The following is a 24,782-nucleotide window of genomic DNA, read 5'->3' as shown; positions in this document are numbered from 1 at the left end:
TAGAGTTTGAAAGGAATAGAATCAAAGGAACTCAGATAAAGGTGGCAGATTATATGCAATATCAGCCACCTTTTTGTGGTTATTTATTATGATTTTGTGTGCCCTTATGTCAATAACCTGCAGTTGCACAAACAAACATGACCACAAAGAATACTAATGGCATCAATAGTAAGCAAAAAACTACATGTATTAGAATTAAAGCGATTTTCCATCCTTTGGTAGTGGCAAATGGAGCAGTTACAAGACCGAATAATGGGGATATGGCAACCAAAACTGCTGTTATTGGAAATAATCTTTTGGCGAAAGTCGACCATTCGCTGTAGAAAATAGGTTCATCGTCTAATAAAATATAAAATAGTACCGCAATAACAATGGTCCAAAGTGCCGTTATAGATGAAATCTTGGTCTTGCCCTCGAATATTCGCTTCACAAATTCACAGCCTTTCCGAGTCTTAACATTACTGATTCTAGTCCTCTTAGTTTGAGACTTCTTGATACCAATAATTAATAATCGCAGAAACGCTCCTTACACTCTTCCTTAAATTCAGGGAAACCTTCTTCCATACTAATCCCTGCTACTCGTATTTCTTCCTAAAATCTCATTGAGAACCCAGAATTATTCACTGCTCCATCTATAGTCATACTGCCCATAGACGCAGTATAAGGTTCACCTAAAACGATTGACTCGACACTTTCAAAATTAGCAGTAAAATAGCTTTCAGCAGTGGCTTTAGCTTTGTTTACTGTTTTTTCGTCATAATCCTTCGCCTTACAACTTCCAAGCAGTATAACAGATAAAATAGGAAACCAACACAAAAAAGACAAATTTTATAATAATTACAACTCAAAACCAGTATAGCAGAGGGAGTACTTTTGATAATGAGCAATTCGAATGATTACCAGTCAGCTATAGTTAACGAAAAGCTGCTGCTCTGTTTGGCAACTCTTCTCAATAAGACTACATAGTAATTACTAATTTACATCAATGACTTGTATTCCTTTAACCTGAGCACAGTCATTGATCTCTTTGATTAAATTGTTTCTATAAACTGATATTGCTCCGTGTATTTCTCTTTCACCATCTGCATCTATATATTCTGGGAATATAATAAAATTTGTTTGATCCATTTTTTTTATGATATATTCATTCCCCTCAAATTCTCCACAACGGATATGATATGAAGTTATAAAAGATATTATCTCTTCATATAAATCTTGTTCATTAATTTCTGCCTGCAAAAAACCTTCTAAAACAATCATATTACTCTCACCTTTTTATTTTATTGGATAAGCATGCCTGCTGCGACGGACTTTTTAATGACTCCCACTTCAGGTTCTATTAGAGTTTTGATACCGCCTCGATCCTCATCTACGTTGTTATTCACACGTTCATATGTGGGAAACAAATTTGTATGTCTCTATCCTCACATCATCCATACGAGCAATTTAAGTTGGTTTATCAACTATTATCTCACTTGCCCCAGCATTAATTTCGTTTTCTTCTTTAATGAATTTCATACTATTTCAGTTTGAAGAAAAATCGGAGAATTCATCTTCTAATCTACTTATCATCTTTCTATCTTTGGTTAAAATCAAACAAGCTAAAGGAAATCCTTAAAGAACGTAACCTTTCACAACGCGAATTAGCACGAATGACAGGGCTGCGACCAAATAAAAATCAGCCATCTTTGTTCAGACAACGTGGACAGGGTTTATCTAACAACTCTAGAAACAGTATGCAAAGTATTAGAAATCGATATTCAGGAGTTAATCGAGGTGGAGTAATCCTCTTGCACTAGTAATCGTTCTATGTACGTCAAAGTTGCGAAAAAATTTAAAAGGCAGGGGGGAAGCAAAGCTAAACATAGGAGAATTAAAATGGTGGTAGCTGATAATTTTATTATAATTTGCTTAAAAAATATACGTTTTAAAGATATTGTACGTACTAAAGAATTGCTTAAAACATCGTTTAGGGCTTACAAGGTTTAAGTCTATTATCTGAATAAAAATTTTTTTATTCGGCACTCTGTATCATAAAAAAACCACGGGATAGTGTCCCATGGTTAAAAATAATTATAGTTTGTGAATTTTTAAATCACATTTATCTTCTTCTGCTACATCAATTGCTGTACGTAGTACTTCAAAAAATGTTTTCCCATCAGTTGTTGCAAAATAATTCGCTAGATTAGTTACTTTTGGACTTATTTTATCCCCCCACGGTGGTTTTTGTGATAGGTCATCAATATCCCATATAACTTGTTCCGGCGAGTGTTTTGATAATTCCTGTTCAATTTCAATTAAACTAGCTTTTACAACAGAAACATCATTCCAGTTTAGTTTGTCATTATACAACTCATTCATCATTAAAGGATATTTTGTACCCCATCCATCTTTTTCTAAATGATAGGAGATTGTTGAAAAAAATGAATGTACAAAATCGCTATGACCTAATTCGTAATAAAAACAATCTACTAATATTCCTACCGCCATCTAACTTTCACCTCTAATCCATTTTAAAAATTATTTCTGTTACATCATTTGTTCTTTCATTTATTTTTTGTTTAATGTCTCTTAAAACATCCCTTGAGACATTTTGACCCCTAACATCAATAATAACAGATTGCTTTGTTTGTTCAGGTAAATCACTTAACCGCTTATTTATTTGCTTTGACACATTTCTTATTAAGTTACTTCTACCAGAAGATGTGGTCACTTTATAATTCTTAACTTCTATGCTATGACCATCGATATAGAAATCTGGTCTTGAACTATTTTTAGTGCCATGACTTACTTCATTACCTTCCTTATATGATACTTGGTCACGATATCCAGGATATTCTTTTCCTACATCAATTTCAGACTGTCTCCAAGATGGTCTAGTTTTATCTATACCCTTACCAGCACTCTTAGCCTCATCAACCTTCCCAGGCTTCTTATCAGGAAGCATCCTATCAATAAGATCATCAAGTTCTTTCACACCTTTAGAAGCAAACTTACCAGTTCCTTTATCAGCAATCTTAACCGGTTTCCCCCAAGGGGTTAGCATACCTGCTGCCAAGGACTTTTCGAGAATTCCTGCTTCGGGGTCTTTCAGGGTTTCAATATCACCCATCACAAATTCTTCAAGTCCTTTTCGAGCCTCATCTGCGTTGTTATTTACCCGTTCATCCGGTATGTGGGAAACGAACTCATAGGCTTCTGTTCTGACTGGATCGGTTGAGTTTGTATCTTTGTAGACTCTTATAATCCGGCCATCTTTTAAGGTGAGGTATGTCCCGCCCCATTCTAATTCATCATCCTGAATGATTTGGTCATCTTTGATGAGATCTTGTTCTTGCAGGGCTTGGAATTCTTCTCTTGTGAGCGGCACTGGCTTATCGCTAGTTTGTGATTGGCGGCCCTCGGTCAAGAGCTTGAAATCTTTGTAGTAGTTCTGGTTGGTAAGTTGGTCGGATTTGTAGCTGGTGATGGAGATGTCATTGTTGTTAATTCCATATTCTAATTTGGTGATGTAGTTTTTCATCGTTTCTATATCTGTTATTGTATCATCCAGCATACTAGTGGCACTGGAATCCATATCGTACATATTGGATAGGGTGGTAGACAGCTTGTCTTTCCCTTTAATAATCGTTTCCACAAAGATTCTTAATTAAATTCACCACCTATATTTTCCAATAGATCCTTTAGAATTCATTATAGTAAAGGAAAAATTTGGTGAGTAGAGTTAAAAGTGAAAAAGCTACTTTTGTACTATTATTCTAAGACAAAATAATACAATGGTTGGACTTATGGAAGAACAATTTACTGAAGGCTGCTTATAAGTCTTTTATTTCTGTACATTCTATTAAAAATACCAGATAATTTACATATTGATTCAAAAGTGAAATATAACCGAGTGAAGTCATCAGTAGGTGTTTAAAACCCAGTGTTATTGGCATTGCCCGAGTGTGGCGACCACATAGTAAGGAGCTGATTACCATAGAACTTTTAGAGCTGTACTACAAAAAATACACAGATACAGTACAGGCAACAGACTATGTTGCTTGGGCAATGGATCATTTATATTCAGAACCAACAGTCGAAATCACTAAGCTAGCCAGTGTGAGAGGGCAGCTGAATATATTTGAGGTAGAAGAGATGTTTGAAGCTGCTAGGAAGAGCAAGCAGTACGAGGTACCGTCCAAAGAAGAATGCGTGTCCTTTCATGTAAGACAACTTCATTCTGGATTAATTATGCCTAATGACAAAGCAGTATCCATTGCAAAAGAAATTTATGACTGTGCAATGACAAACGACTTATCGGAATTACAGATGAACTGGCAAGAAGTAAGTGATGCAATAGATGAATATCAATATGGAGATAATTCAGAAGGGTATACTTTGGAGAAGATACATAGCTTAATTGTGACATATGCACGCAGGTTGTGGCATAGAAACCCAAGTAAATATACTTTCAAAGAACTTATCGGTCAGAAAGTTACTGCAGTTGATTTTGAGACACAATTCAGTATTGATTTGAAAAAAGGATTCATCAAGGTGGAATGCCCATGGCGTATTCGGGATACAGACGTCATATTAATCGGGGATTCAGATATACAATCCCAGCCATGGCAATGGAAATCGGTGAAAGAATTGCTGGTAGATAAGACAATCGTTGATATTCAAGTATTTGAAGAATGCCCGCTGCTGATTATTCAATTTGATAATCTTTTTTTGGATATTTTACACACGAGTGCCTTCTTCGATGGCTGGACAATGTCTGATGATGAGGACTTCTTTGTGTTTTCTATGCATGGGGGTCATATTGTGTGATTGAGAATCTTTGAAGATGCTGAAATATATCTTTATATTAATCTTGATTATTATTTTTAAGGAAGGAGCATGCTCATGATAATACACAGTCCAAAACGCCGCGCAGATCGGCGGCCGCCCAAACCAAGCAGCATGCCGTTTGATAGGGCATATGTATCGAAAGCGTTTTTAATGGGATTGCCGGGATGCATGGGATTCATGCTGCTATTGTATTTTGTGGATGAATTTGAATTGTCATCTGTGATGATAATTTCGTATATTCTATATCCTTTTGCTAAATTTCTTTATGATGTGATTTTAGGTGTCAGATTGGGACGCATTATTAAGAACCCGAAAAATGAGCTTGTCGGCAGAGAGTTGGATAAAATTCAATTTGGTATGCATTACATTTTTATATTTATTCTGAGCATCTTCCTGGCTCCGTTCGGTATGCTGTTTTTACTGATAAGACGTCTGTTTAGATTTTACCGGACCAGAATGAAAAGCTAGTCAGAGGGGGCAGACTAGTGCTTCATCCCTCGTCATACCAATGAATCAAGCTGCGCAAAATACCATCCAATAATCCGATTTCAGCTGCCTTCGCAATGGCGCCATCACCAAATCGTTCACTGCGCACAATATAAGTAGCGGCGCGGATTGCATCTGCTGCGCTTAGCTCCTCTGCCGGGGAGTCGTCTGGTAATCCGTTAGCCATCCATGGGTAGAGGGGAGTGATTGCGCCGATAGTTGATAATAAACTTGTTGCTTGATTAACTCGCTTACTATAGATAGGGTAACTAAAGGTATTTTCTCCGCCTGTCCATTTGACATGACGATCTTCGTCTGTCATTTCCTTCTCAACAAGACGTAATTCTTTCCATGCATCTGTTTTAGTTCTATCTAGTTCATTTATGAGCTGTATGTCGCTTGGATTATTCGCCACATTCATTCTCCTTTTTATGTCTTAAGCGTCGAGCTTACATTAATTAAGATATATACACATTATTATGGATTTAAATACAGTTTTACCGAGTGAGCCTATAATCCTAATTCTACTGCGTTCTTACGAGTATAATAATGTATTAGCTCTTTTCTGCCAATCGTTTTCAGTAACGGTTGCTCTTGTCCCTTTGAAAAATATGGCGTGTGGATTTTCCGAGATGGTTGGGAAGTATATAATAACTGAAAATACAATGGTGAAACTTGTGCGTACATGTTGTGTTCGGTTTAATGCTAGAACATACAAGCGCTGTCGCCGTGAGGTTTGAAAAATTATATTGAAGAAACAGGGATTTTATACTTATTGACAACTTTCCTCATTCCTCCTAATCTAAAGTCAGTTATATGTAAGCGTTATCAAATATAGAGGAGGAAAGATATGAAGTTTAATAAACGTATACTCGTAACGTCCATGTTGTCTGCGGTATTGCTTATTCCTGCATTACCAGGTGCAGAGACTTCAGCAAAAGATATGGTCGGAAAAGAGAAGATACCTGTCTTTGAGAATGCATCTGTCCACGATCCATCCTTCATTGAAGCAGACGATCAGTATTATGTCTTCGGCTCCCATCTTGCTGCTGCGAAAACAGATGATCTCATGAAATGGAAAATGGTCGACTCGGGTGTGCGTGATGGTAATAAGCTGATTCCCAACGTGACGGAAGAACTTAAAGGGACCCTCGAATGGGCGCAGTCGGACACGCTTTGGGCAGCGGATGTCATTCAGCTGGCTGATGGGAAGTATTATATGTATTACAATGCGTGTAAAGGTGATTCGCCGCGTTCTGCAATGGGTGTGGCAGTAGCGGATGATATTGAGGGACCATATAAGGACACTGGTATCATTCTGAAGTCGGGTATGTGGGATGAGCCGAGTGAGGACGGGACGATTTATGATGCGACGAAGCATCCGAATGTCGTAGACCCTGATGTGTTCTACGATGAGGACGGTAAGCTGTGGATGGTGTATGGCTCTTACTCTGGCGGTATTTTCATCATGGAAATGGATGAAGAGACAGGCAAGCCGCTTCCGGGTCAAGGTTATGGGAAAAAACTGATGGGCGGCAATCACAGCCGGATTGAAGGGCCAGCAATGATGTACAGTCCGGAGACCGATTATTATTATATGTTCCTCTCATTTGGAGGATTGGATGCTGATGGCGGCTATAATATCCGGGTGGCCCGTTCCAAGTCACCAGATGGCCCTTTTTATGATGCAGAAGGAAATGACATGATTGATGTGAAAGCAGATCCGAATCTGCCGTTGTTTGATGATAAGTCGATTGAACCTTATGGTGTGAAGCTACTCGGAAATCATATGTTTGAAAAGAAAGTCGGTGATCCTGGCGAGGAGCCGGGTATCGGCTATGTTTCGCCTGGACATAATACAGCTTTCTACGATGAAGATACGAAGAATCACTATCTCATTTTCCATTCCCGTTTCCCTGAGCGCGGAGAGGAGCATGAAGTACGTGTGCATCAGATGCATATGAATGATAGAGGCTGGCCGGTCGTCGCGCCTTCTCGTCATACAAATGAGAATGAAGCGAAGATCAAACGGAAAGATATGGCTGGAGATTATCAGTTTGTGAACCATGGAAAAGATATATCTGCTGATGTGAAAACATCCAAACAAATCACATTGAAAGAGAACGGTAAAGTTGAAGGCAGCGTAAGAGGGAAGTGGAAGCACGGCAAGGATAATGAAGTTATTTTGACGATTGATGGTGAGCGATATGATGGTTTCTTCCTGAAACAGTGGGATGAAGCGGAGCAGCAATATGAAACGACGTTCACTGCTTTATCTGATAAAGGTGTCGCAGTCTGGGGCAATCGCATGGAAGATATGAAAGATAAAGAAATAGTTGCAGCAGTGAAAAAGGATCTGACCATTTCGAACAGCGATAACTTGTATCAAAATGCAGAGCTGCCGACAAAAGGCACGCGTGAATCCACCATTAAGTGGAGTTCATCCAACCCAAATCTGATTGAAGCGGACGGCACGATTCATCGACCAGAGGCAGGAAGCGGAGATGGAAAAGCTTTACTTACAGCAAAGATTATAGCTGGGAAGAAAAAAGACACAAAAACATTCCAGGTGACAGTGAAGCAACAAGCTTCCGAACCTGAAATTGCGCAGTACAACTTCGATCGTCCGGGCAGGAAGGAAGCAGAAGATTCCTCCGGCAGTAATCTGCCCGCGCAGCTCAAAGGCGCTGCTATCCAGACGGATGAAGACAGGTTAGCGTTGGATGGCAAAAACGCTTATGCAGAACTTTCCCCTTTAATAGCCGATGCGGAAGATTTCACTTTCTCCGCCTGGGTCAACTGGAAAGGTGGAACACCATGGCAGCGAATCTTTGATATTGGCGCAAGTAATGGCAAGAACATGTTTCTTACTCCTGCTGATGACAGCGGCAAGCTGAGATTCACCATTCATAATGGCAGTGATCAAAGTATCACGGCTGATGGCCCGTTGTTGACTGACGATTGGGTGCACGTTGCAGTGACGCTGAAGGGTGATGCTGGGAAACTGTATGTAAATGGTGAACTCGCTGGTTTGAATGAATCTATTACAAACAATCCATCAGATATTCTTGGTGATAGAAATTATCTAGGTCGAAGCAGGTATACTGCGGATCCGTATTTTAGCGGGCAGATGGACGATGTGCTGGTTTATCGGAAAGCATTGAAAGATGCGGAGATCAAGGAATTAGCTGAACAATAGAATGAATGTGAGGACCCGGCAGTAATCTTGTCGGGTCTTCTTTTGTTAGTGCAATGCTTTGCTGGACTTGGGCTGCGATGGAAATAGACGTATTCTGTATAATGGACTGTGGTATTATTTAGTAAAGTTGACAAATGGGAGGATGTTCAGTGAATAAGCAGCATTTCGACCTTATGCAATTCTTAGAGGGCTATGTTCGCAATTATCGCAGAATGAATCTATCTTACTTACATAATCGTTCCATGGTAACGAAACGAGAAATAGATTATTTTGCAAATCTAGGCCAGATGCTTGGCTTTGAAGCATATATCGAGGATTCGAAGTTTGATAAGCTGAAGGGCCGGTCGAGACCGATGGATCTGTCTTGGTGGAAGTGGGATGCGAGGAAGGATAACGAGAACTACTTACATCTTGCACTGCATTTGGAAAGGGAAAATGTGTGGGACAAGGATGTCGAAACGATTGAGAAGCTCTTTTCGGAAACGGAAGATGGCTATGTTCCGCATAATGTTATCGGAATTCAGCTTGTGGAATCTGCTGAGAGAATATGTTTGCTGAATGAATTGATTTCTAAGAAGAATGTCCATCAGCAATCGAATGTATTGATGATCTACCGTTATTTCGATGCAGAAATTGATTTTGACCGAGTCAGTGCCTATTTCTTCACACCTGAAGGTAATGTAGAAAGCAGAGAAGCGATATGCAAACAAGATGAGTCAGGGTATTGGTTCATGAGCTTTGTGGAAGATTATCCGCCTCTGCGAGATCAGGTTAAGTCGTAGAAGTGAAGGAGCTAGCGTTATGACGCAATATTACTATATATCCTCGCCGAAGCGGCTGCCTGTTGGCGTTTTTGGACCGACGCCCATTTCAGAGGATGAACCGACTGTTTACAAAAGTGAACTGGATTGGGCAGGATTGTTTTTCGAGGGTAACTATGATCCGAAAACGAAAAAAAGATTTTCCTATGTACCAGATTTCACGTATAAACATCAAGTCGCTATCTCAGGTCATCGCCTTCCAACCAAATTGGTTGAAGATCATAGCTGCATAGAACAAAAGTGCGTACAGCTGCTTTATGATTATGTAAATGATGCTGTACAGGAGAGCGGCATGATCGAAATATGCACATGCATAAATGGCACAGAAGATCGCGGGAATTGGATCAAGAGAAAGATCTATTGGCCGGAAACTACATCACCTTATGATATTGTGCTGGAGGATAGGGAGATCTGTGAGATTGTTAATTGGAGAAGGTGAGGGTGGGCTTTGCAGTGACTTTCATTTCACGTAAAAGGACCTTTCTAAGCGAAGGTCCTTTTTGCGAATTCAGCCAATATCTCTTTTCGCTAGTTTCTCAAGCTTTTGTTTGTATTCCTGAAGATCTACATCTTCATTGTAATCGATGATTTTAGCCCGTATAGATTGGGTCGAATAAAACATGGGGCTGTACTGTTTTGCGAGCTCCCTGAACCAGCTCTGTTTTTTTAAAAGTCTTACATTCTTTTTGTATCTTCGCTTTTTCTTCGAAGGTATCAATGCTTCTAAGAAAAAAGATACAATGTCCACTATGATACTCCACAAAATTTCCATCAAAACCATCTTCCTTTATCATCTAACCATTCATCTATTGATTGAAGGATAATATTCCTTTACTGTTTATTATAACCAAATATATGATGAAACGTTAGGATTGTTCGATGAGTGCACAGAAATACATAGAAACCGAGCAGACAGAAAAGCAGGGGTACAGCTTTGAGGCTGTATTCACTTTAATGGCAGGGTTAATATCGATAGTAGGAATCATCCTTGTTGGCAAGGGTGGTATTCACGGTCTAATAGGTTTGATTTGGGCGTATATGGCTCATTTAGAGATTAAAAGGCATAACAAAAAAGGTAGGAATATAATGGTGGCGGGAATTGTGTGCTGTCTCATTGGCCTTGTGAGCAACTTTATTTAGCAGATAGAAATGGCGGATTATCGTACAATATAATGTCCGCCAGCTTTTCTTTTTGTATGCTTGTGGTTATAGTAGAAAGGAAGATTAGACATGTACACATCCAAGAATAAACTCCTAAAAATTATATAGGGGGAGAATAGCATGGAAGTATTTGCAGATTATCTGGCTAAAATAGAAGACGCGCAGCAGCGAGAACGAATGGAAGAAGTGTTGAAGTGGGTGGCGGGCAAGTATCCGCAATTGGAGCCTAAAATTGCTTGGAATCAGCCTATGTTTACCGATCATGGTACGTATATCATCGGATTCAGTGTAGCGAAACAGCATATGGCGGTCTCCCCAGAGAAGGCGGGCATTGATCGTTTTTCTGCGGATATCGCGGAGGCAGGGTATAAGCATACGAAGCAATTGATACGGATGCGCTGGGATGATCCTGTTGATTTTCCACTATTGGAGAAAATGATTGAATTTAACATAACGGACAAGGCGGACTGTTCGACTTTCTGGAGAGAATGAAAATTTAGTTATCATAACACACAAAGAAACACCTCTTATATAAAAGGTGTTTCTTTGTGTGTTATGGTAGTAGGGGATAATTAGTGAGGAGAAATATTTATGGAACAATCTGATTCAATAAAACATCATTCGACTCGTCTGGGAGTCGTTTTATTAGTACTAAGCATTTTATTTGTTGCTGCCAATCTGCGCGCGCCGATAACGGGTTTAAGTCCGCTGATTGATAATATCCGCAGTGACACCGGAATCGGCAATGCTTCCACTGGTATGCTGACTACGCTGCCTTTGATTGCTTTTGCTGTTTTTGCACTGGTTGCACCGAGGATTGCGAAAAGCATCGGCATTGAAAGAACATTATTTGCCGGCTTGTGCATCATCGCTGTCGGACTTATACTTCGCGCCTTCTCACCTGTATGGATGCTTTTCGCTGGAACGGCATTGGCAGGAGTAGGGATTGCGATGGGGAATGTCTTGCTGCCAGGTTTGATCAAGCGGGAATTTCCTGAAAAAGTAGGCATGATGACGGGTGCCTATGCGATGACGATGAACGGGATGGCCGCACTTGCTTCGGGCATCAGCATTCCGTTATCAAAAGGACTCGGATTTGGCTGGCATGGCTCACTTGCTGTCTGGGTGCTGTTGGCGCTGACAGCCGTGGTTTTATGGATACCTCAGCTGCGTATGCGTGTGGCACCATCGATCAGCATACCGAAACGAGGAAAGGGGCTCTGGTCATCTGGCCTGGCCTGGAAAGTAACAGGGTTCATGGGGTTACAGTCGCTATTGTTTTATATCATGATTACATGGCTACCCACGATATTGCAATATCAAGGTTTCAGTGAATCGACTTCCGGCTGGCTGTTGGCTCTGATGCAGCTTTGCAGTTTACCGACTTCGTTTCTGCTGCCGATCCTTGCAGGCCGCTTAGCGGGGCAAAGAGTAATTGTAAGCATGATTGCTGTGTGCTTCGTGCTTTCTTTCTCTGGGTTATTGACCGGAATCACTTGGGTGAGTGTTATTAGTGCATTGCTATTCGGATTTGCTGGTGGCGGCGTGTTCAGTCTGGCAACGATGTTCTTTGTATTGCGAACGAACTCAGCCCAAGAAGCCGCTGAATTATCCGGTATGGCACAATTTGTCGGGTACCTTTTAGCCGCTGTGGGGCCGACTTTGTTTGGCTTGATACATGACGTCACGTCAGGTTGGACGGTACCGTTGGTGCTATTATTAGTTATTGCTGCGGTACTGTGGACTGTTGGTATGGGAGCAGGGAAAAACGTATCTATCAATCAGCAAGAGAGTTGAACCAGTAGAAAAGGCAGCTAACATTAGTCGTTAGCTGCCTTTTCGCTGATTACATATTGAAGTTAGTTGTTTGATGAGGGGAGAGATGATTTAACCATAATTTTAATGGATACAAATTATGGTTAAATCATCTTACTGACTAACGCTAGTTATCACAGCTTTTTTCTTTACAAGCTTCCTTAAGTTCCGGAAAACCCTCTTCAAGACCCATCGAAGCAACGGTAAAGTCATTGTTTAAGCTTATGGAAAAACCGGATTGCCCGTCATTAACAGTTCCATCAACTTTCATGCTGCCCATTGGTGATTGATAGGGCTCTTCCAACTCAACAGATTCAATATTCTTGAAGTTATTTTCAACATAGCTTTTGGCTGCCGCTTCTGCCTTTACGATTGTTTCTTCATCATAAGAATTATCACCCCGGATTGCCAGACATCCCCCTATCAAGGTGAAACAAATAAAACCAGTTATTGCGAATACACGTGTTTTTCTCATACATAACACCTCGTGGATAATTGTATTAGTTGAGGAAGTGGGTCGGTCGTTTATTATTTATAAAAACCACTTCAGGTTCAGAGACATTTTACAGATTTTATGGCTGTATTTATTCACAAATCTCATCTGCACATTCCTCTTTCTTTTGGGGATTTTTTATCTTCGGACATTGTAAGAAATTCTAAATCCTCAGTTAAGTGGAAGGTGGTAAACGATGAAATGCATGTCCTTAAACTAAAAAAGTGAGAATCCGCCAATAAGCCAGCGGATTTTCTTATTTTTATGCTACTACTCACTCGTAATCGGATAGAGCTCATACTCCCACTTATGCGTACATTCCTCCAGCATGTAGTACTGTCTTTCCTCGTTACGTACAATGCGGGTGCATTGCTGCCTGGGGATTGGAGCTTGATCATCGGGATTTTGCACTTCAATCCAATATTGACCTGATAAATCGTCATAGTGAGTTACGAGTGTGTTTCCGTTGATGGAAATTTCATCTCCATCTGTTTTCTGTTCAGCTTTCTCCATGAATCGCTCGATTTCTTGCTTGTCGACGACTTCGTACGCAGGAGTGTTGCTATTTGTTGAATTTGGCTCTGGCGATGCTTTCTCATCTGAGTAGAATAGGCTTAAGTGAATTTCCTTGATGCCTTCAATTGTAGAGAAGCGAACTGTATTCCCGTCCGTCCATTCACTATTGTTCATGCCTAAAACACTTTCAGCCTGTGACTGTCCGGATTTGCCTGCATGTCGAACTGGAATACGAATGGATTGGTCTCTTAGTTCCCTGCCAAGAATACCGAACCTTGTTTTATAAAAATTATAGGTATAGGTTGTTTCGCCCAGTGTGAAATGCTGATATTCTACCACAAGTGCTTGCTGATTATTGGGAGATGTTATCTTTTTATAACTGGATTCTTCGATCAAGATGAAGAAGGCATGTACTAGCATGACCGCCGTCCCTAATAATATCCCAGCAACAACTAGAAGGTTATTGATTCTAGGATGACGAAAGCCGATGATTGTTAAGATAATGATATTGGCGGCAATCGGAATGAGATAACCAGTGGGTTTCAAGAAGAGAACATAATAACCAAGCACATGCATGATGATCAATAGCAAATCCATAGAACCAATGATGAAGAGAGAGATTCTTGTTTTCGTCATGTTCATTTCCCCAAACTTATGTAGTCAATCTTTTTGTATATTAACATAAATTTACATAAATTGTATCAGAATTAAAAGCAGGCTAAAGAAAAACAACCATCTGCATGCGGATGGTTGTTTTATCTCAAGTTATCAATCTGTCATAATTGCAGTCGTTGGCTGCCAAATCCCCAGCTTCTTGGGATAATGAACCTCTTGCTTCGGATCAAGCGGCTTGATCAATTCCGGATGATGGCTGTGCCATGGTATGAGGACATGTGGTTTGATTCTATCGATGATATAAAGAATGTCTTCCTTCTTGGCGTGTCCAGATACGTTCAGAGAATGATAGGTAACGCCAAATCGATTCAGCAGTGCTTGCATCGAGGTATATGCAGGGTCAAATGATCCGAGCGGCATACCATTTGCGTGCAGATAGATGCTATTCTTCAAGTCAAGGTCCAGCAGGTTATGAATAAGGTGGAAGCTGTTTTGCAGCAGGTACTTTGCTGGATCTTGATTAATGTCTGCGGCTGTTACACTGTCGTATTGCGGCGGCAGCTGTTCGGCGATGTCTGCATGTTTACTGCTGCCGTCCAAGAAGACCTCGAACTTTGCATCAGCTAAGAACTGATGAGCCAAGTAAGCTGTCGGTGCTTCCAATACTGGTGTTCTGCCAGTCAGTGCAGCCATCTGTAGGAATGTATGGATTCTTTCAATATTCCGGTGGTAAAGATTGAATATACCTAGACCATTATGTTCCCGCAGTAATGTTTTCCCGTTGACCAGGATATCAGATTCTTCAGCTGTTTCTGCATCGTTTGTATCTGGTCTGAACGTTGTGCCTTCAATCAGCAATGCGTCGATGTTACGAGCGGCCATGTTTGTCAGCCAGTCTTCCGTGTATTCTGGATTGGCGCCATGCATGCGCAAATCTCCAGAATTTACAATCGTTGCGTCAGGCGTTTCGATTAAGAAAGAAGAAGCTCCGACAATATCATGATCGACTTGGATAGGTGTGACGGAAATTTCGCCGATTTGAATTGTCTCACCGTAAGACATGCCGATTGTCTCTTTATGTACCGATAATCCTTCACCAATATTCTCCAATGCATCATAAAGCTGCTTTGACCCTTTCGTCATATAAATGGAGATCTGCGGTGAAAGCGTATCGATTGCGCCCATATGATCTAAATGCAAATGGGAGATGAACACAGCTGTTTGATAAGCTGATTCTTCCTCTGGCTGCGGCTTTTTCATGGAAAAGCTTGTGCCTGTCAATGCTTCCTTACTATAGATTCCATCAATTGCCGGAATGGCATCCAGCTTTAACATATCAAGTACATAGCTTTGTTTGCGTTGTTGCGTATCGATGATGACGTTGGCGGGATCATAGACCAGTCCGAAATCGAATATGATCCGGTCTTTTCCATATGTGATTTCTGCAATATTTCCGCCAATTGTCCGCAGTCCGCCCCAAAACTTGATCGTTGTCTTCATATCTGTCACCTCTGAATGGAAAAGGCAGGGGGATACCCTGCCTTTATCTTGTTATGTGTTATTGTAATTCCGCTTTTGCGCGTTCTTGTGCTTCTGTCAAACCTTCTTCAACAGACTTCATACCTTGCAAGATGTAATCTGCTTCTTCGAGTACGATGTTACGCACTGCATCGCCACCAGGTACGCGGGCGATGAAGAATCCTGCGTCGAACTGTTCCGTACCTGCTGTATAAGCTGGGTTTTCTTCAAGGAACTTCTGATACTCGTCTGTATCCAATGCAGATTGACGGATAGGCAAGTATCCGGAAAGCATGGACCACTCGGAAGTGATCTCAGGACTAGTCAAATACTTCATGAATTCAAATGCGCCTTTTTGTTCTGCTTCTTCGCTTTGGTTGAAGATCACGATGTCATTTCCGGCAAATGTTGTAGCAGCTTCGCCATCCAATGTAGGAATCGGGGCAGTGGACCATTCGATGCCATCTTTCATAGCGCCGTCAACGTGCGGGATACCTGCAGAAGAACCGATGTACATCGCAACATCACCATTACCGAATGGGTTGGACATATATTCGTCTTCGCCAGCTGTGCGGGCGATACCTTCATCGATCATGCCGCTGATCAATCCCATTGCTTCTTGGCCTTCTTTAGAGGCGAATTGCGGTTCGCTTGTTTCTTCATCGATATATGTGCCGCCCATTTGTTTCAGGATGCCTTGGAATTCTGCTTCGAATGAATTCTCAAAGCCCATGCCAATCACACCGTCTTTTGTTAAAGTCTTGGCAGTTTCCTGAAGCTCGTCCCAAGTTTTAGGTGCTTCCATTCCGTTATCTTCAAGCATTGTTTTGTTGTAATAAAGCACGCGTGTACTCTTGCTGAAAGGCAAGCTGTAGTACGTATCATCCCACGTGCTGGAATCGCGGAATACTTGCATATAATCATTCAACTCATCTTCAGATAAGCCGATTTCCGGATCTTCGATAAAGTCATTCAAGGAGACGATGAACTGGTTATCGATATATTCAGGGATAACGTTCGTTGTAGCCTGTGCCATATCAGGCAGGTTGCCAGCTTTGGCCGCAGCCATGATTTTCTGCTCCAAGTCATCGTAGCTTCCTTGGTTGACAGGCTTGATCGTGACGTTTTCATGTGAACTATTGAAATCATCAGCAAACTTCTTGACTGCTTCTTCATGCGGACCGCTCATAGCATGCCAAAACTCGATTTCAACAGGACCATTTGAGTCTCCTCCACCAGCATTGGCACCTGAACTATTATTACAAGCAGCTAAAAACAGAACCAAAAATAAGGACAGTACAGATATTACTTTTTTCATATTTGTCTTCCTCCTTAAAGGGGTTGGATGTTTTTTGATTTACTGACTATTAACGTGTTCTGCATCAGATTCCCTGTGCATCACCTCCAATAAGTACTTCATGATCAGCCTTTCAATCCGCTTCGGGCAACTCCGGAAATGACATACTTTTGCATGACGAAAAATAGCAGCAGCATGGGCAAGATGACCATTGTCGAAGCTGCCATAAGCAATTCATACTTGATACCAGCTTCGGTTGTGAATGCTGACAAACCGACAGGGAGTGTCCGCAGTTCTTGGGAGTTGGTGATGATCAACGGCCAGAGGAAAGAATTCCAGCTACCGATGATTTTCAGCAGGGCAATTGTGATCAATGCAGGCTTCGCCAAAGGCACCATCACATACCATAGAAACTTAAAATCACTGCAGCCATCCACTTTCGCCGCATAAGATAACTCCTGCGGTACAGAGAAGAAATACTGGCGCAATAGGAAAATGGAGAAAATACTCGCAATCCAAGGTACAACGAGTCCCTCATAAGAGTCGATCCAGCCTAAGTTGGAGACAGTGACGAAATTCGGGATCAACAGCATTTCGCCTGGGACCATCATCGTTCCAAGCAAAACAGCAAATACAACGCCTTTACCGTAGAAATTAATCCGAGAAAAGGCATAGGCAGCCAGTATGGTCGTCAATAATTCCCCGATTGTAGTCAGTAACGTGACGACGATACTGTTAAAGAAATAAGTGCCGAATGGTGCAGTTTCACTCGCTTCTGCGTAGTTCCCGAACTGCCAGTCAGAAGGAATCCAGATAGGCGGCATCGCCATCACTTCATTGGAAGCTTTCAGCGAGGTGCTGATCATCCAAACGAATGGGAGCAGCATGAGGATGGCTCCTACTGACAGAAGTACATAAATCGTTCCTTTGGATAAAGCTTCTTTACGCATCCTGATTCCTCCTTAGTTGTAATGAACAAATTTCTTTCCTACTAACAATTGGATGATAGTGAACAGGAAGATGATGATGAACAGGACAAAGGCAGCAGCCGATGCCATGCCGAATTGCCATTCTTGATAGAATTTCTGATACACATAATAGACAACGGTCAGGGCACTATTCGCAGGCCCAGGTCTGCCGTTGAACAAGGCGAATATCTCGTCAAAGACTTTGAAAGCATTGATGATGGATATGATGGATACAAAGAACATCGTTGGTGATAATAGCGGCAGAGTTATATTTTTGAATCGATTCCAGGCAGAAGCACCGTCCACTTTTGCCGCCAAATAGTACTGATTTCCGATATTCTGCAGGCCCGCCAGGAAAATGATGATATTGAATCCGAGCCCTTTCCAGATGCTCAAAATAATCAATGAGGGCATAGCATAAGTTGGATCGGTGAGCCAATTGATCGGATCGATTCCGAACAGTCCAAGCGCATAATTCAGCAGCCCATAATCCGAATGGAAGATCCAGCTCCAGACGATCGCTACAGCCACCACGGATGTAACGAATGGCAGGAAGTAGATTGTCCGGAAGAAGCCGCTCAGTTTGATTTTGCTATTGAGCAGTACAGCGATTGCCAGTGAAATGACGATCGACAGCGGTACGACGCCAATGACGAAAATGCCTGTATTTTTCAAAGCTGTGATGAAATTGGGATCTTGAAATAGATTCGTGAAATTCTCCAATCCATACGCATTGACTGTGTCAGTAAAGAAGTTATAATCCACATAAAAGCTCATCAGGAATGATTTGACGATAGGATAGATGCTGAATACACCTAAAATCAGTAAAGCAGGTAACAAATAAAGATAGCCTTTAAGCGTGCTCTTCCACGTTGGCTTCTGCATGCATCAACCCGCCTTTCTTATGGACCGGAAGACGGTTTCCGTGTTCCGGATGGAAGTAATGGATACTTGCAGGATGAACGCCTAAGCCATGGATATCACCTATTTGAAGCTGCTGGTTCGGATCGACAAGTGCACGGACAGTAATGCTGCCTACCTGCAAGCGAATCAGTGTATCACGGCCGATTGTTTCGATATGTATGATTTTTCCGTGGAAAAGCGGATTCTCTTGAGATATGTAAAGATCCTCCGCTCGAATGCCCAGACGAACTGTTTGAAGCTCTTCGGGCGGCAATGCCGGTAAATCAATCGTTTGATCAGTTAGCTGATAAGAATGATTATCTTTGTCTTTGGTTATGGTCATCAGATTGATGGGAGGGTTACCGAGAAATGAGGCAACAAACTCATTCTCTGGTTTTTTGTACATATTCTGTGGTGCCGATTCCTGCTGGATGATGCCATCTTTCATCAGCATGACGCGATCGGAAATGCTTAGTGCTTCTTCCTGGTCATGTGTGACAAAAATAGCTGTGATACCAATTTCCTGCTGAATACGGCGAATCTCTTCCCGCATTTCCAGACGCAGCCGGGCATCAAGATTGGAGAGGGGTTCATCCAATAAGAGGACATTCGGTTTCTTGACGAGTGCCCTGGCAATGGCAACACGCTGCTGCTGACCGCCGGATAATTGGCCGGGTTTCCGGTCGAGCAAGTGGCCGATTTGGACAAGTTCGGCCATTTCTTTCGCGCGGACTTCTGCCTCTTTTTTAGCCACTTTCTGCATTTTAAGTGGAAACATGATGTTTTTAAGGACGGACAAATGCGGATATAAGGCATAGCTCTGAAATACCATCCCGATCCCGCGTTTTTCTGCATCCAGCTTTGTCACATCTTTATCGCCGAAATAGATTTTGCCGGCAGTGGGCTTGTACAATCCTGACAGAAGCATCAAAGTCGTGCTCTTGCCGCAGCCGCTAGGACCGAGTAAAGAGACGAGCTCCCCATCTTTGATGGTTGTCGTCATTTCACGCACAGCAGTAGTATCATCAAAAGCCATTGAAAGCTGATCGATGCGGATATCCATGTTTTCTCCCCCAAGGTGGTCTATTTATGAGTGTTTTTACCTGTGAAATCCAAGTCATGCTAAAATTAATGTCATACTAATTTCATGAACATACTATCAAACTAGTATCAATTTACTATTAAGGTATTGTAAAAATAAATTTAACAGGAGAAAGCTGGCTTAATCGTGTGTTATTCTGTAATCTTGGGTTAATTTTGGCCATCGGAAAGAGAACAGCAAGTAAAGATAATTTTCTACCTTCCATTAAATCTTATGGGAGGTTTTTTTATTGTGGATATGTCAAAACACCATTGACTGTGTGGTAACCACACGGTTTATGCTATTGCTATAGGGGAGGAGACAGTATGCAATATTTAACGAGTGGTGAATTAGCGGGATTACTGGATATAACGAAATATACACTAAGGCATTATGAAGACCAGCAATTGATACAACCAGCCTTCATTGATGAAAATGGCTATCATATGTACGGAGAAGCGGAAGTGTATACGATGGCGCATATTCTGCTTCTGAAGGAAATTGGTTTTAGCTTGAAAGACATTAGAGCCAGTATGAATAGTGAAGCTGATTATACAAAATCGCTGACGTCTGTTCTATTAAAGGTCGAGAGTGAGATAAAGCGACTAAGTACTTTAAAAGGGAAAATGCAGGCAATGATTGAGCTGCAGCAGGCGGAAACAAGTAAGCTGAGTAAAGAGATAAGGGATGATCGATACTTTACCTTTTTGCCGGAGTCTTTGTTGGATGAAACATATAATCTGAATTTGAAGATGCTGGCTAAGGATAAAAATGACAGCATGAAGGTTCTGGATGAGCTTGCTTATGCAATACCTGACAGTGGTCAGAATATCCGTGCCATGTGTAAATCAGACTCCTCGGAGGCGGATTATATCATGCCGGGGGGAATGTATTATCAGAAGAAAGTCGTCATTGAGCAAGAAGATGAGCTATATCAAGAAATAGAAGATTTCTATGAGGATCTTGCCCAGGAGGACGCCGCATATGATGGCGATTTACTCATTCGGGAAGAAGTGTATCTATCCGTTTTCCAGACTAAGTCCATGGTGTATTGCTTAGAGGTGAAAGCCAAATGACCATCTCTGCGATGAGTGTGAATCATCCTGCAGAAGATTTGGCAAAGCTGATAATCGAAGGATTTGGTAAGAAGTTTCACGCGCTTCGCTTGTCGGTGGAGGAACAGAAGCGTGTGCTGCTTTGCTTGGCAGAACATATTTTGCAAAATCATTATGATGATTTGTTGATAATGGGCGAAAAGAGCATAGATGGCGTTCTTTTCATCAAACCAAGGAATTGGAAAATGGGAAACTTACCAAAGCGCTTGTACAGCAAGCTGCGTTTGGCATCCTTTGTAAAAACCATGCTTTTTCTCTATTCACTCGATCACAGCTGCAGCAAAAAAGAGATTCACATCGATTTCATCGCTGTATCTGAGTCATGCCGGGGACAGGGAATTGGCTCAAAGCTCATTGAGCGTGTAAAACAACAAGCGGAGGCAGATCAGTATATCTCATTGTTTGTGTCAGCAAATAATACCGCGGCCAGGAGGCTATATGAAAAGCAGCAGTTCCGCATCATGAAAAAGGGGACAAGTATAGTTGGTCGCTACTTTCATGGAATAGAGAGCTGGTACTTTATGGTGTGGAGGGGAGCTTGGGAGAATGAAGAAAAGATATAAAGTACTGCTTACCATGCTGCTGGTCATATTGGTGCTTGCAGGAGTTTTCCTGTTTGAAAATAGTTATGGGATGCAAGAGAAACATGTGACCATTAAAACGGAGCAAGGTGAATTAAGTGGGTTTGCCGCCATGCCGGAAGAGGAGAACGAGGGTGTCGTGATTTTCGTGCATGGGGACGGTCCGCAAAATGCAACTCAGGACGGAGGCTATAAACCTTTGATGGAGCGCTTTGCCAAGCAAGGGTATGCATCGATTTCCTGGGATAAGCCTGGGGTGGGAGACTCAGCGGGGAATTGGCTGGATCAATCGATGGATGATCGAGCGGATGAAGTGTCAGAAGTGATTGAGTGGGTAAAGGATCAAGAAAATTTTAATACCGAGAAGATAATCCTTTGGGGAGCCAGTCAAGCAGGCTGGGTGATTCCGAAGGTGCAGCAGGAGCGTGACGATGTGACGGCTTCCATATTAGTTGGACCGGCCATCAATTGGCTGCGGCAAGGGGAGTATTTTACCACGGAAGAAATGAAACGTGATGGGAAAACAGAAGACGAAATAAAGTATGTCTTAAACGAGGATAGAAAGGAATCCGAACTCATCCTTTCCGGAGCTGCCTTTCAAACATACAAACAAGAGACCGGAGATGACAGTCTGGATGAAGACCGATATACATTCGTGCAAAAAAATATCGCAGCAGATGCAACAGAGGATATAAAGAAGATCAAGTCACCTGTATATGTCATACTGGCTGAAAACGATGCAAATGTTAACTCGGCTGAAACGGAGAAAGTGTACCGACAACTGCTGCCGGAGTGGCAATTAGCAGTAAAGACAATAGACAACGTCGGCCATTCCATGCTGAACCCATCGTTGCACGATTCCGACATGCTCATTTATATAAGTGCCCTCCTTGCGCCGAAGCACACGCTTATCAGTCAGGATTATCTGGATTATTGTGAAGACGTGATACGTGACATATAATATATTATCGGGAACCGCCAGCAGCCGCTGACGGTTTTTTTATCCAAGGCTTCAAAGGAGAATCCTGATATAAATTAACGGGTATAGATACACTGATTACTTCTTTGACTGCTCCAAAGTCGCAATAATGAGAAAAAATACATTTTCCCTGTAATTAGTATACGAAAAGTATCGTATCCAACCGAAGTTGATTGTATAATCATGAAGCATACAGCAGGGAATAACTATCACTATATAACCAAACAGCCGTGCAAACAGACCTTAGATAACGAGGTGCAGTGATATGAATACAACAGATAGAAATGAACAGATAACAAAAGAAGATCTGCTTCATGCATTTGAGAGAGAGGAATTTTGTCTTCTATATCAGCCGAAGCTTAATTTGAAAACAGGCAAATTAGTCGGTGCAGAAGCTTTGATTCGCTGGGAACATCCAGAAATGGGGATGATTTCGCCGCTGGAATTCATTCCTGCGGCGGAACAGACTGGCATGATTCTGCCTATCGGGGAATGGGTCCTCTCCACAGCGTGCAAACAGAATAAAGCGTGGCAGGATATGGGTTTGGAGCCTATGATCATAGCGGTGAATCTATCTGCATCACAGCTTTACCAGGATGATTTGACTGACAGGGTACAGGCGATCCTGGGTGAATCAGGGCTTGATCCCGACTTTTTGGAATTGGAAATCACCGAATCGATGACGATGAACGTTGAGCATGTACTGCCAGTTTTGCATAAGCTGAAGCAAATCGGTGTCCGGATCAGCATGGATGACTTCGGCACGGGTTACAGCTCACTTTATCACTTGAAAGAATTTCCGATAGACATTGTTAAAATAGATCGATCATTTGTACGAAATTGTACGATTGATTCAAAAGATGCGACCATCGTGAAAACGATCATTGCGATGGCACATCAATTGCAGCTCGAGGTGAATGCAGAAGGCGTGGAGTTCAAGGATCATCTTATCTTCTTGCAGCAGAACCTTTGTGACGAAGCGCAAGGATTTTTCTTCAGCAAACCTGTCCCGGCGAAAGAGTTGTCGGCCATCATCCCGCAAGTAGAGGAAATTGTGCACAATGAAGGGATTTCGCTTGAGTCATCGAGAGAGTCTTGGCTGCAGTGGGGAGTGGAGAAGACATATCAGGATTTGCAGGAAGTCGTCCGCAAACAGCAAGGCATGATTTTTAAATATAGGAAAGAAAACGGCAAGTTCATCCACATTTTCAGTGATGGAGAATTGATTTACCGGATGCAGCTCACACCGGAACAAATCATCGGCAAAGAGATGAAGGAATTTTTATCCGATGCCGAAGTAAACAGGAAGATAAGCTATTATGAGCGTGCCTGGCAGGGGGAAGAAAACGTCGTATATGAATCCGATGTAAATGGATTGAGGTATGTTACCTCGCTGCGTCCAATATTAAGAGGGGGAAAGGTTGTCGAGGTAATCGGATGCTCCGTCGATATCACAGAAAAAAAGGAACCGGCATATCGTCCGATTGACACAGAAAAGGTAAACGCTGAAGAAGCATTGCGGCTGAGTGAAGCGCGTTACCGTTTGATTGCTGAGAATATGACCGATTTGGTGTGCATCATCGACTGGGAAGGTTATTTCAAGTATGCATCGCCATCACATGTTACGGTTCTCGGTTTCCCGTCTGTTGCATATGAAGGTAAGCATGCGGGGCGTTTTATGCATGATCATGACCGGAAGCAGGTAAGGAAACAGCTAGAGGAGATGTTAGCAACACGAGAAGGGTGTGTGCTTAAATTCCGCTTCAAAAATATCCGGGGTGATTGGATTTGGCTGGAAGGGAAGGCAAATCCAATCTTCGATGAAAGAGGGATCTTTGAACACTTTCTGATTGTCTCCCGCGACATCACCGAAAGATTGGTATACGAAGAAAAGCTGACGTATATGGCCTATCACGATACATTGACAGGGCTGCCGAACCGGAGACTATTCAAAGAAAAACTGGAACAAGCACTGGAGCATGGGAAGCAGTCCAAAAAAGCAGTCATGTATTTGGATCTGGATAACTTCAAGCATATCAATGATACACTCGGACATGATGTCGGCGATGAACTGCTGAAGCAATTCGCACACAGGGTAAAGAAGTGCTTGCGCAATCAAGATGTGCTGGCAAGGCAGGGCGGCGATGAGTTTACCATCCTGCTGCCGGAGATAGAGGAAGAACAAGATGCCATCCGCATCGCGGAAGATATCAAGGCATCTTTCCAAAAAGCTTGGAACATCGGCAGGAATCTATTTCAGACAACCTCCAGTATTGGCATAGCCTTTTATCCGGCGAACGGGACGAAAGGATATGAATTGATGCGCAGTGCGGATACGGCTTTGTATCAGGCGAAGAAGGATGGGAAAAATAAGTATCAGGCGTTTTAAGATAAATATTAT

At 42.0% G+C, this 24,782-nt stretch carries 24 protein-coding genes and 1 pseudogene; 13 read left to right on the top strand and 12 right to left on the bottom strand.

Annotation, left to right across the window (positions count from 1 at the left end):
* Nucleotides 1-972: 972 nt before the first annotated feature.
* Nucleotides 973-1,260, bottom strand: coding sequence for a hypothetical protein (locus tag SFC66_RS16070; protein WP_411219742.1), 288 nt, complete (start codon nt 1,258-1,260; stop codon nt 973-975).
* Nucleotides 1,261-1,559: 299 nt separating this feature from the next.
* On the opposite strand from SFC66_RS16070, the pseudogene SFC66_RS16065 reads away from it, so the two are divergent.
* Nucleotides 1,560-1,785: pseudogene (locus tag SFC66_RS16065) on the top strand (helix-turn-helix domain-containing protein).
* Between the two features lie 288 nt (nt 1,786-2,073).
* Here the strand turns inward: SFC66_RS16065 and SFC66_RS16060 are convergent.
* Nucleotides 2,074-2,490 (bottom strand): immunity 70 family protein, encoded by a 417-nt coding sequence (locus tag SFC66_RS16060; RefSeq protein ID WP_411219741.1) that lies wholly within the window; start codon nt 2,488-2,490, stop codon nt 2,074-2,076.
* Between the two features lie 13 nt (nt 2,491-2,503).
* A complete protein-coding gene (locus SFC66_RS16055; RefSeq protein ID WP_411219740.1) occupies nt 2,504-3,637 on the bottom strand; it encodes a T7SS effector LXG polymorphic toxin in 1,134 nt (377 codons plus the stop codon).
* A 413-nt stretch (nt 3,638-4,050) separates the two neighbouring features.
* Between SFC66_RS16055 and SFC66_RS16050 the strand changes: the two genes are divergently transcribed.
* Together SFC66_RS16050 and SFC66_RS16045 are read left to right on the top strand one after the other, a co-directional pair.
* Complete coding sequence (locus SFC66_RS16050; protein WP_411219739.1) at nt 4,051-4,812, top strand: hypothetical protein; 762 nt, start codon at nt 4,051-4,053, stop codon at nt 4,810-4,812.
* A 75-nt stretch (nt 4,813-4,887) separates the two neighbouring features.
* Nucleotides 4,888-5,301 (top strand): hypothetical protein, encoded by a 414-nt coding sequence (locus SFC66_RS16045; RefSeq protein WP_411219738.1) that lies wholly within the window; start codon nt 4,888-4,890, stop codon nt 5,299-5,301.
* A 22-nt stretch (nt 5,302-5,323) separates the two neighbouring features.
* Here SFC66_RS16045 and SFC66_RS16040 read toward each other — a convergent pair whose 3' ends face one another.
* Nucleotides 5,324-5,734, bottom strand: coding sequence for a DUF6508 domain-containing protein (locus tag SFC66_RS16040; protein ID WP_411219737.1), 411 nt, complete (start codon nt 5,732-5,734; stop codon nt 5,324-5,326).
* A 435-nt stretch (nt 5,735-6,169) separates the two neighbouring features.
* Between SFC66_RS16040 and abnB the strand changes: the two genes are divergently transcribed.
* From abnB to SFC66_RS16025, 3 genes are all read left to right on the top strand, one after another.
* Nucleotides 6,170-8,518: an arabinan endo-1,5-alpha-L-arabinosidase AbnB gene (gene abnB / locus SFC66_RS16035; protein WP_411219736.1), complete on the top strand. Its 2,349-nt coding sequence runs from the start codon at nt 6,170-6,172 to the stop codon at nt 8,516-8,518.
* A gap of 149 nt (nt 8,519-8,667) precedes the next feature.
* On the top strand, nt 8,668-9,300 hold the full coding sequence (locus tag SFC66_RS16030) for a hypothetical protein (RefSeq protein WP_411219735.1): 633 nt from the start codon (nt 8,668-8,670) through the stop codon (nt 9,298-9,300).
* Nucleotides 9,301-9,319: 19 nt separating this feature from the next.
* Complete coding sequence (locus tag SFC66_RS16025) at nt 9,320-9,778, top strand: hypothetical protein (RefSeq protein ID WP_411219734.1); 459 nt, start codon at nt 9,320-9,322, stop codon at nt 9,776-9,778.
* Nucleotides 9,779-9,847: 69 nt separating this feature from the next.
* On the opposite strand, the gene SFC66_RS16020 is transcribed toward SFC66_RS16025, so the two are convergent.
* Entirely contained in the window at nt 9,848-10,111 is a 264-nt protein-coding gene (locus SFC66_RS16020; protein WP_411219733.1) for a hypothetical protein, read from the bottom strand.
* Nucleotides 10,112-10,218: 107 nt separating this feature from the next.
* Here SFC66_RS16020 and SFC66_RS16015 point away from each other — a divergent pair, with 107 nt between their 5' ends.
* The 3 genes from SFC66_RS16015 (at nt 10,219) to SFC66_RS16005 (ending at nt 12,297) form a co-directional block, all read left to right on the top strand.
* Complete coding sequence (locus SFC66_RS16015; RefSeq protein ID WP_411219732.1) at nt 10,219-10,479, top strand: DUF4190 domain-containing protein; 261 nt, start codon at nt 10,219-10,221, stop codon at nt 10,477-10,479.
* Between the two features lie 141 nt (nt 10,480-10,620).
* Nucleotides 10,621-10,992, top strand: a complete 372-nt coding sequence (locus tag SFC66_RS16010) for an iron chaperone (protein WP_411219731.1) — start codon at nt 10,621-10,623, stop codon at nt 10,990-10,992.
* Between the two features lie 99 nt (nt 10,993-11,091).
* On the top strand, nt 11,092-12,297 hold the full coding sequence (locus tag SFC66_RS16005) for a CynX/NimT family MFS transporter (protein ID WP_411219730.1): 1,206 nt from the start codon (nt 11,092-11,094) through the stop codon (nt 12,295-12,297).
* A gap of 145 nt (nt 12,298-12,442) precedes the next feature.
* Here SFC66_RS16005 and SFC66_RS16000 read toward each other — a convergent pair whose 3' ends face one another.
* From SFC66_RS16000 to SFC66_RS15970, 7 genes are all read right to left on the bottom strand, one after another.
* Nucleotides 12,443-12,790 carry a hypothetical protein gene (locus tag SFC66_RS16000; protein ID WP_411219729.1) on the bottom strand — a complete coding sequence of 116 codons (348 nt, stop codon included), beginning with the start codon at nt 12,788-12,790 and terminating at the stop codon, nt 12,443-12,445.
* A gap of 288 nt (nt 12,791-13,078) precedes the next feature.
* Complete coding sequence (locus SFC66_RS15995; protein ID WP_411219728.1) at nt 13,079-13,960, bottom strand: hypothetical protein; 882 nt, start codon at nt 13,958-13,960, stop codon at nt 13,079-13,081.
* Between the two features lie 132 nt (nt 13,961-14,092).
* Entirely contained in the window at nt 14,093-15,439 is a 1,347-nt protein-coding gene (locus tag SFC66_RS15990; RefSeq protein ID WP_411219727.1) for an MBL fold metallo-hydrolase, read from the bottom strand.
* Nucleotides 15,440-15,497: 58 nt separating this feature from the next.
* Nucleotides 15,498-16,775 carry an ABC transporter substrate-binding protein gene (locus tag SFC66_RS15985; protein WP_411219726.1) on the bottom strand — a complete coding sequence of 426 codons (1,278 nt, stop codon included), beginning with the start codon at nt 16,773-16,775 and terminating at the stop codon, nt 15,498-15,500.
* Nucleotides 16,776-16,879: 104 nt separating this feature from the next.
* The gene (locus SFC66_RS15980) at nt 16,880-17,704 is read right to left on the bottom strand and encodes a carbohydrate ABC transporter permease (RefSeq protein ID WP_411219725.1); all 825 of its coding nucleotides are present in this window, start codon (nt 17,702-17,704) and stop codon (nt 16,880-16,882) included.
* Nucleotides 17,705-17,716: 12 nt separating this feature from the next.
* Entirely contained in the window at nt 17,717-18,607 is an 891-nt protein-coding gene (locus tag SFC66_RS15975; protein ID WP_411219724.1) for a carbohydrate ABC transporter permease, read from the bottom strand.
* Complete coding sequence (locus SFC66_RS15970) at nt 18,576-19,688, bottom strand: ABC transporter ATP-binding protein (RefSeq protein WP_411219723.1); 1,113 nt, start codon at nt 19,686-19,688, stop codon at nt 18,576-18,578. Before SFC66_RS15970 ends, SFC66_RS15975 begins: the two co-directional genes overlap by 32 nt.
* A 344-nt stretch (nt 19,689-20,032) precedes the next feature.
* Between SFC66_RS15970 and SFC66_RS15965 the strand changes: the two genes are divergently transcribed.
* The 4 genes from SFC66_RS15965 (at nt 20,033) to SFC66_RS15950 (ending at nt 24,770) form a co-directional block, all read left to right on the top strand.
* A complete protein-coding gene (locus tag SFC66_RS15965; RefSeq protein WP_411219722.1) occupies nt 20,033-20,782 on the top strand; it encodes a MerR family transcriptional regulator in 750 nt (249 codons plus the stop codon).
* Nucleotides 20,779-21,384, top strand: coding sequence for a GNAT family N-acetyltransferase (locus SFC66_RS15960; protein WP_411219721.1), 606 nt, complete (start codon nt 20,779-20,781; stop codon nt 21,382-21,384). Before SFC66_RS15965 ends, SFC66_RS15960 begins: the two co-directional genes overlap by 4 nt.
* On the top strand, nt 21,368-22,363 hold the full coding sequence (locus SFC66_RS15955) for an alpha/beta hydrolase (RefSeq protein WP_411219720.1): 996 nt from the start codon (nt 21,368-21,370) through the stop codon (nt 22,361-22,363). The genes SFC66_RS15960 and SFC66_RS15955 overlap by 17 nt, the downstream gene beginning before the upstream one ends.
* Before the next feature lie 283 nt (nt 22,364-22,646).
* Nucleotides 22,647-24,770, top strand: a complete 2,124-nt coding sequence (locus SFC66_RS15950; protein WP_411219719.1) for an EAL domain-containing protein — start codon at nt 22,647-22,649, stop codon at nt 24,768-24,770.
* Nucleotides 24,771-24,782: the final 12 nt, after the last annotated feature.

Origin of the sequence: Terribacillus saccharophilus (assembly GCF_046592895.1) — a bacterium.
Lineage (GTDB): Bacteria > Bacillota > Bacilli > Bacillales > Amphibacillaceae > Terribacillus > Terribacillus saccharophilus_D.
The sequence above is the reverse complement of the archived record's forward strand: the minus strand, read 5'-3'. Positions and strand labels throughout refer to the sequence as shown.

Coding starts and splice junctions, on each gene's coding strand:
- SFC66_RS15985 (WP_411219726.1), bottom strand. CDS start 16,775: ATGAAAAAAGTAATATCTGTACTGTCCTTATTTTTGGTTCTGTTTTTA.
- SFC66_RS15995 (WP_411219728.1), bottom strand. CDS start 13,960: ATGACGAAAACAAGAATCTCTCTCTTCATCATTGGTTCTATGGATTTG.
- SFC66_RS16010 (WP_411219731.1), top strand. CDS start 10,621: ATGGAAGTATTTGCAGATTATCTGGCTAAAATAGAAGACGCGCAGCAG.
- SFC66_RS15990 (WP_411219727.1), bottom strand. CDS start 15,439: ATGAAGACAACGATCAAGTTTTGGGGCGGACTGCGGACAATTGGCGGA.
- abnB (WP_411219736.1), top strand. CDS start 6,170: ATGAAGTTTAATAAACGTATACTCGTAACGTCCATGTTGTCTGCGGTA.
- SFC66_RS15975 (WP_411219724.1), bottom strand. CDS start 18,607: ATGCAGAAGCCAACGTGGAAGAGCACGCTTAAAGGCTATCTTTATTTG.
- SFC66_RS16005 (WP_411219730.1), top strand. CDS start 11,092: ATGGAACAATCTGATTCAATAAAACATCATTCGACTCGTCTGGGAGTC.
- SFC66_RS15965 (WP_411219722.1), top strand. CDS start 20,033: ATGCAATATTTAACGAGTGGTGAATTAGCGGGATTACTGGATATAACG.
- SFC66_RS16025 (WP_411219734.1), top strand. CDS start 9,320: ATGACGCAATATTACTATATATCCTCGCCGAAGCGGCTGCCTGTTGGC.
- SFC66_RS16070 (WP_411219742.1), bottom strand. CDS start 1,260: ATGATTGTTTTAGAAGGTTTTTTGCAGGCAGAAATTAATGAACAAGAT.
- SFC66_RS15960 (WP_411219721.1), top strand. CDS start 20,779: ATGACCATCTCTGCGATGAGTGTGAATCATCCTGCAGAAGATTTGGCA.
- SFC66_RS15955 (WP_411219720.1), top strand. CDS start 21,368: ATGAAGAAAAGATATAAAGTACTGCTTACCATGCTGCTGGTCATATTG.
- SFC66_RS15970 (WP_411219723.1), bottom strand. CDS start 19,688: ATGGATATCCGCATCGATCAGCTTTCAATGGCTTTTGATGATACTACT.
- SFC66_RS16015 (WP_411219732.1), top strand. CDS start 10,219: ATGAGTGCACAGAAATACATAGAAACCGAGCAGACAGAAAAGCAGGGG.
- SFC66_RS16000 (WP_411219729.1), bottom strand. CDS start 12,790: ATGAGAAAAACACGTGTATTCGCAATAACTGGTTTTATTTGTTTCACC.
- SFC66_RS15980 (WP_411219725.1), bottom strand. CDS start 17,704: ATGCGTAAAGAAGCTTTATCCAAAGGAACGATTTATGTACTTCTGTCA.
- SFC66_RS16020 (WP_411219733.1), bottom strand. CDS start 10,111: ATGGAAATTTTGTGGAGTATCATAGTGGACATTGTATCTTTTTTCTTA.
- SFC66_RS16045 (WP_411219738.1), top strand. CDS start 4,888: ATGATAATACACAGTCCAAAACGCCGCGCAGATCGGCGGCCGCCCAAA.
- SFC66_RS16050 (WP_411219739.1), top strand. CDS start 4,051: ATGGATCATTTATATTCAGAACCAACAGTCGAAATCACTAAGCTAGCC.
- SFC66_RS15950 (WP_411219719.1), top strand. CDS start 22,647: ATGAATACAACAGATAGAAATGAACAGATAACAAAAGAAGATCTGCTT.
- SFC66_RS16060 (WP_411219741.1), bottom strand. CDS start 2,490: ATGGCGGTAGGAATATTAGTAGATTGTTTTTATTACGAATTAGGTCAT.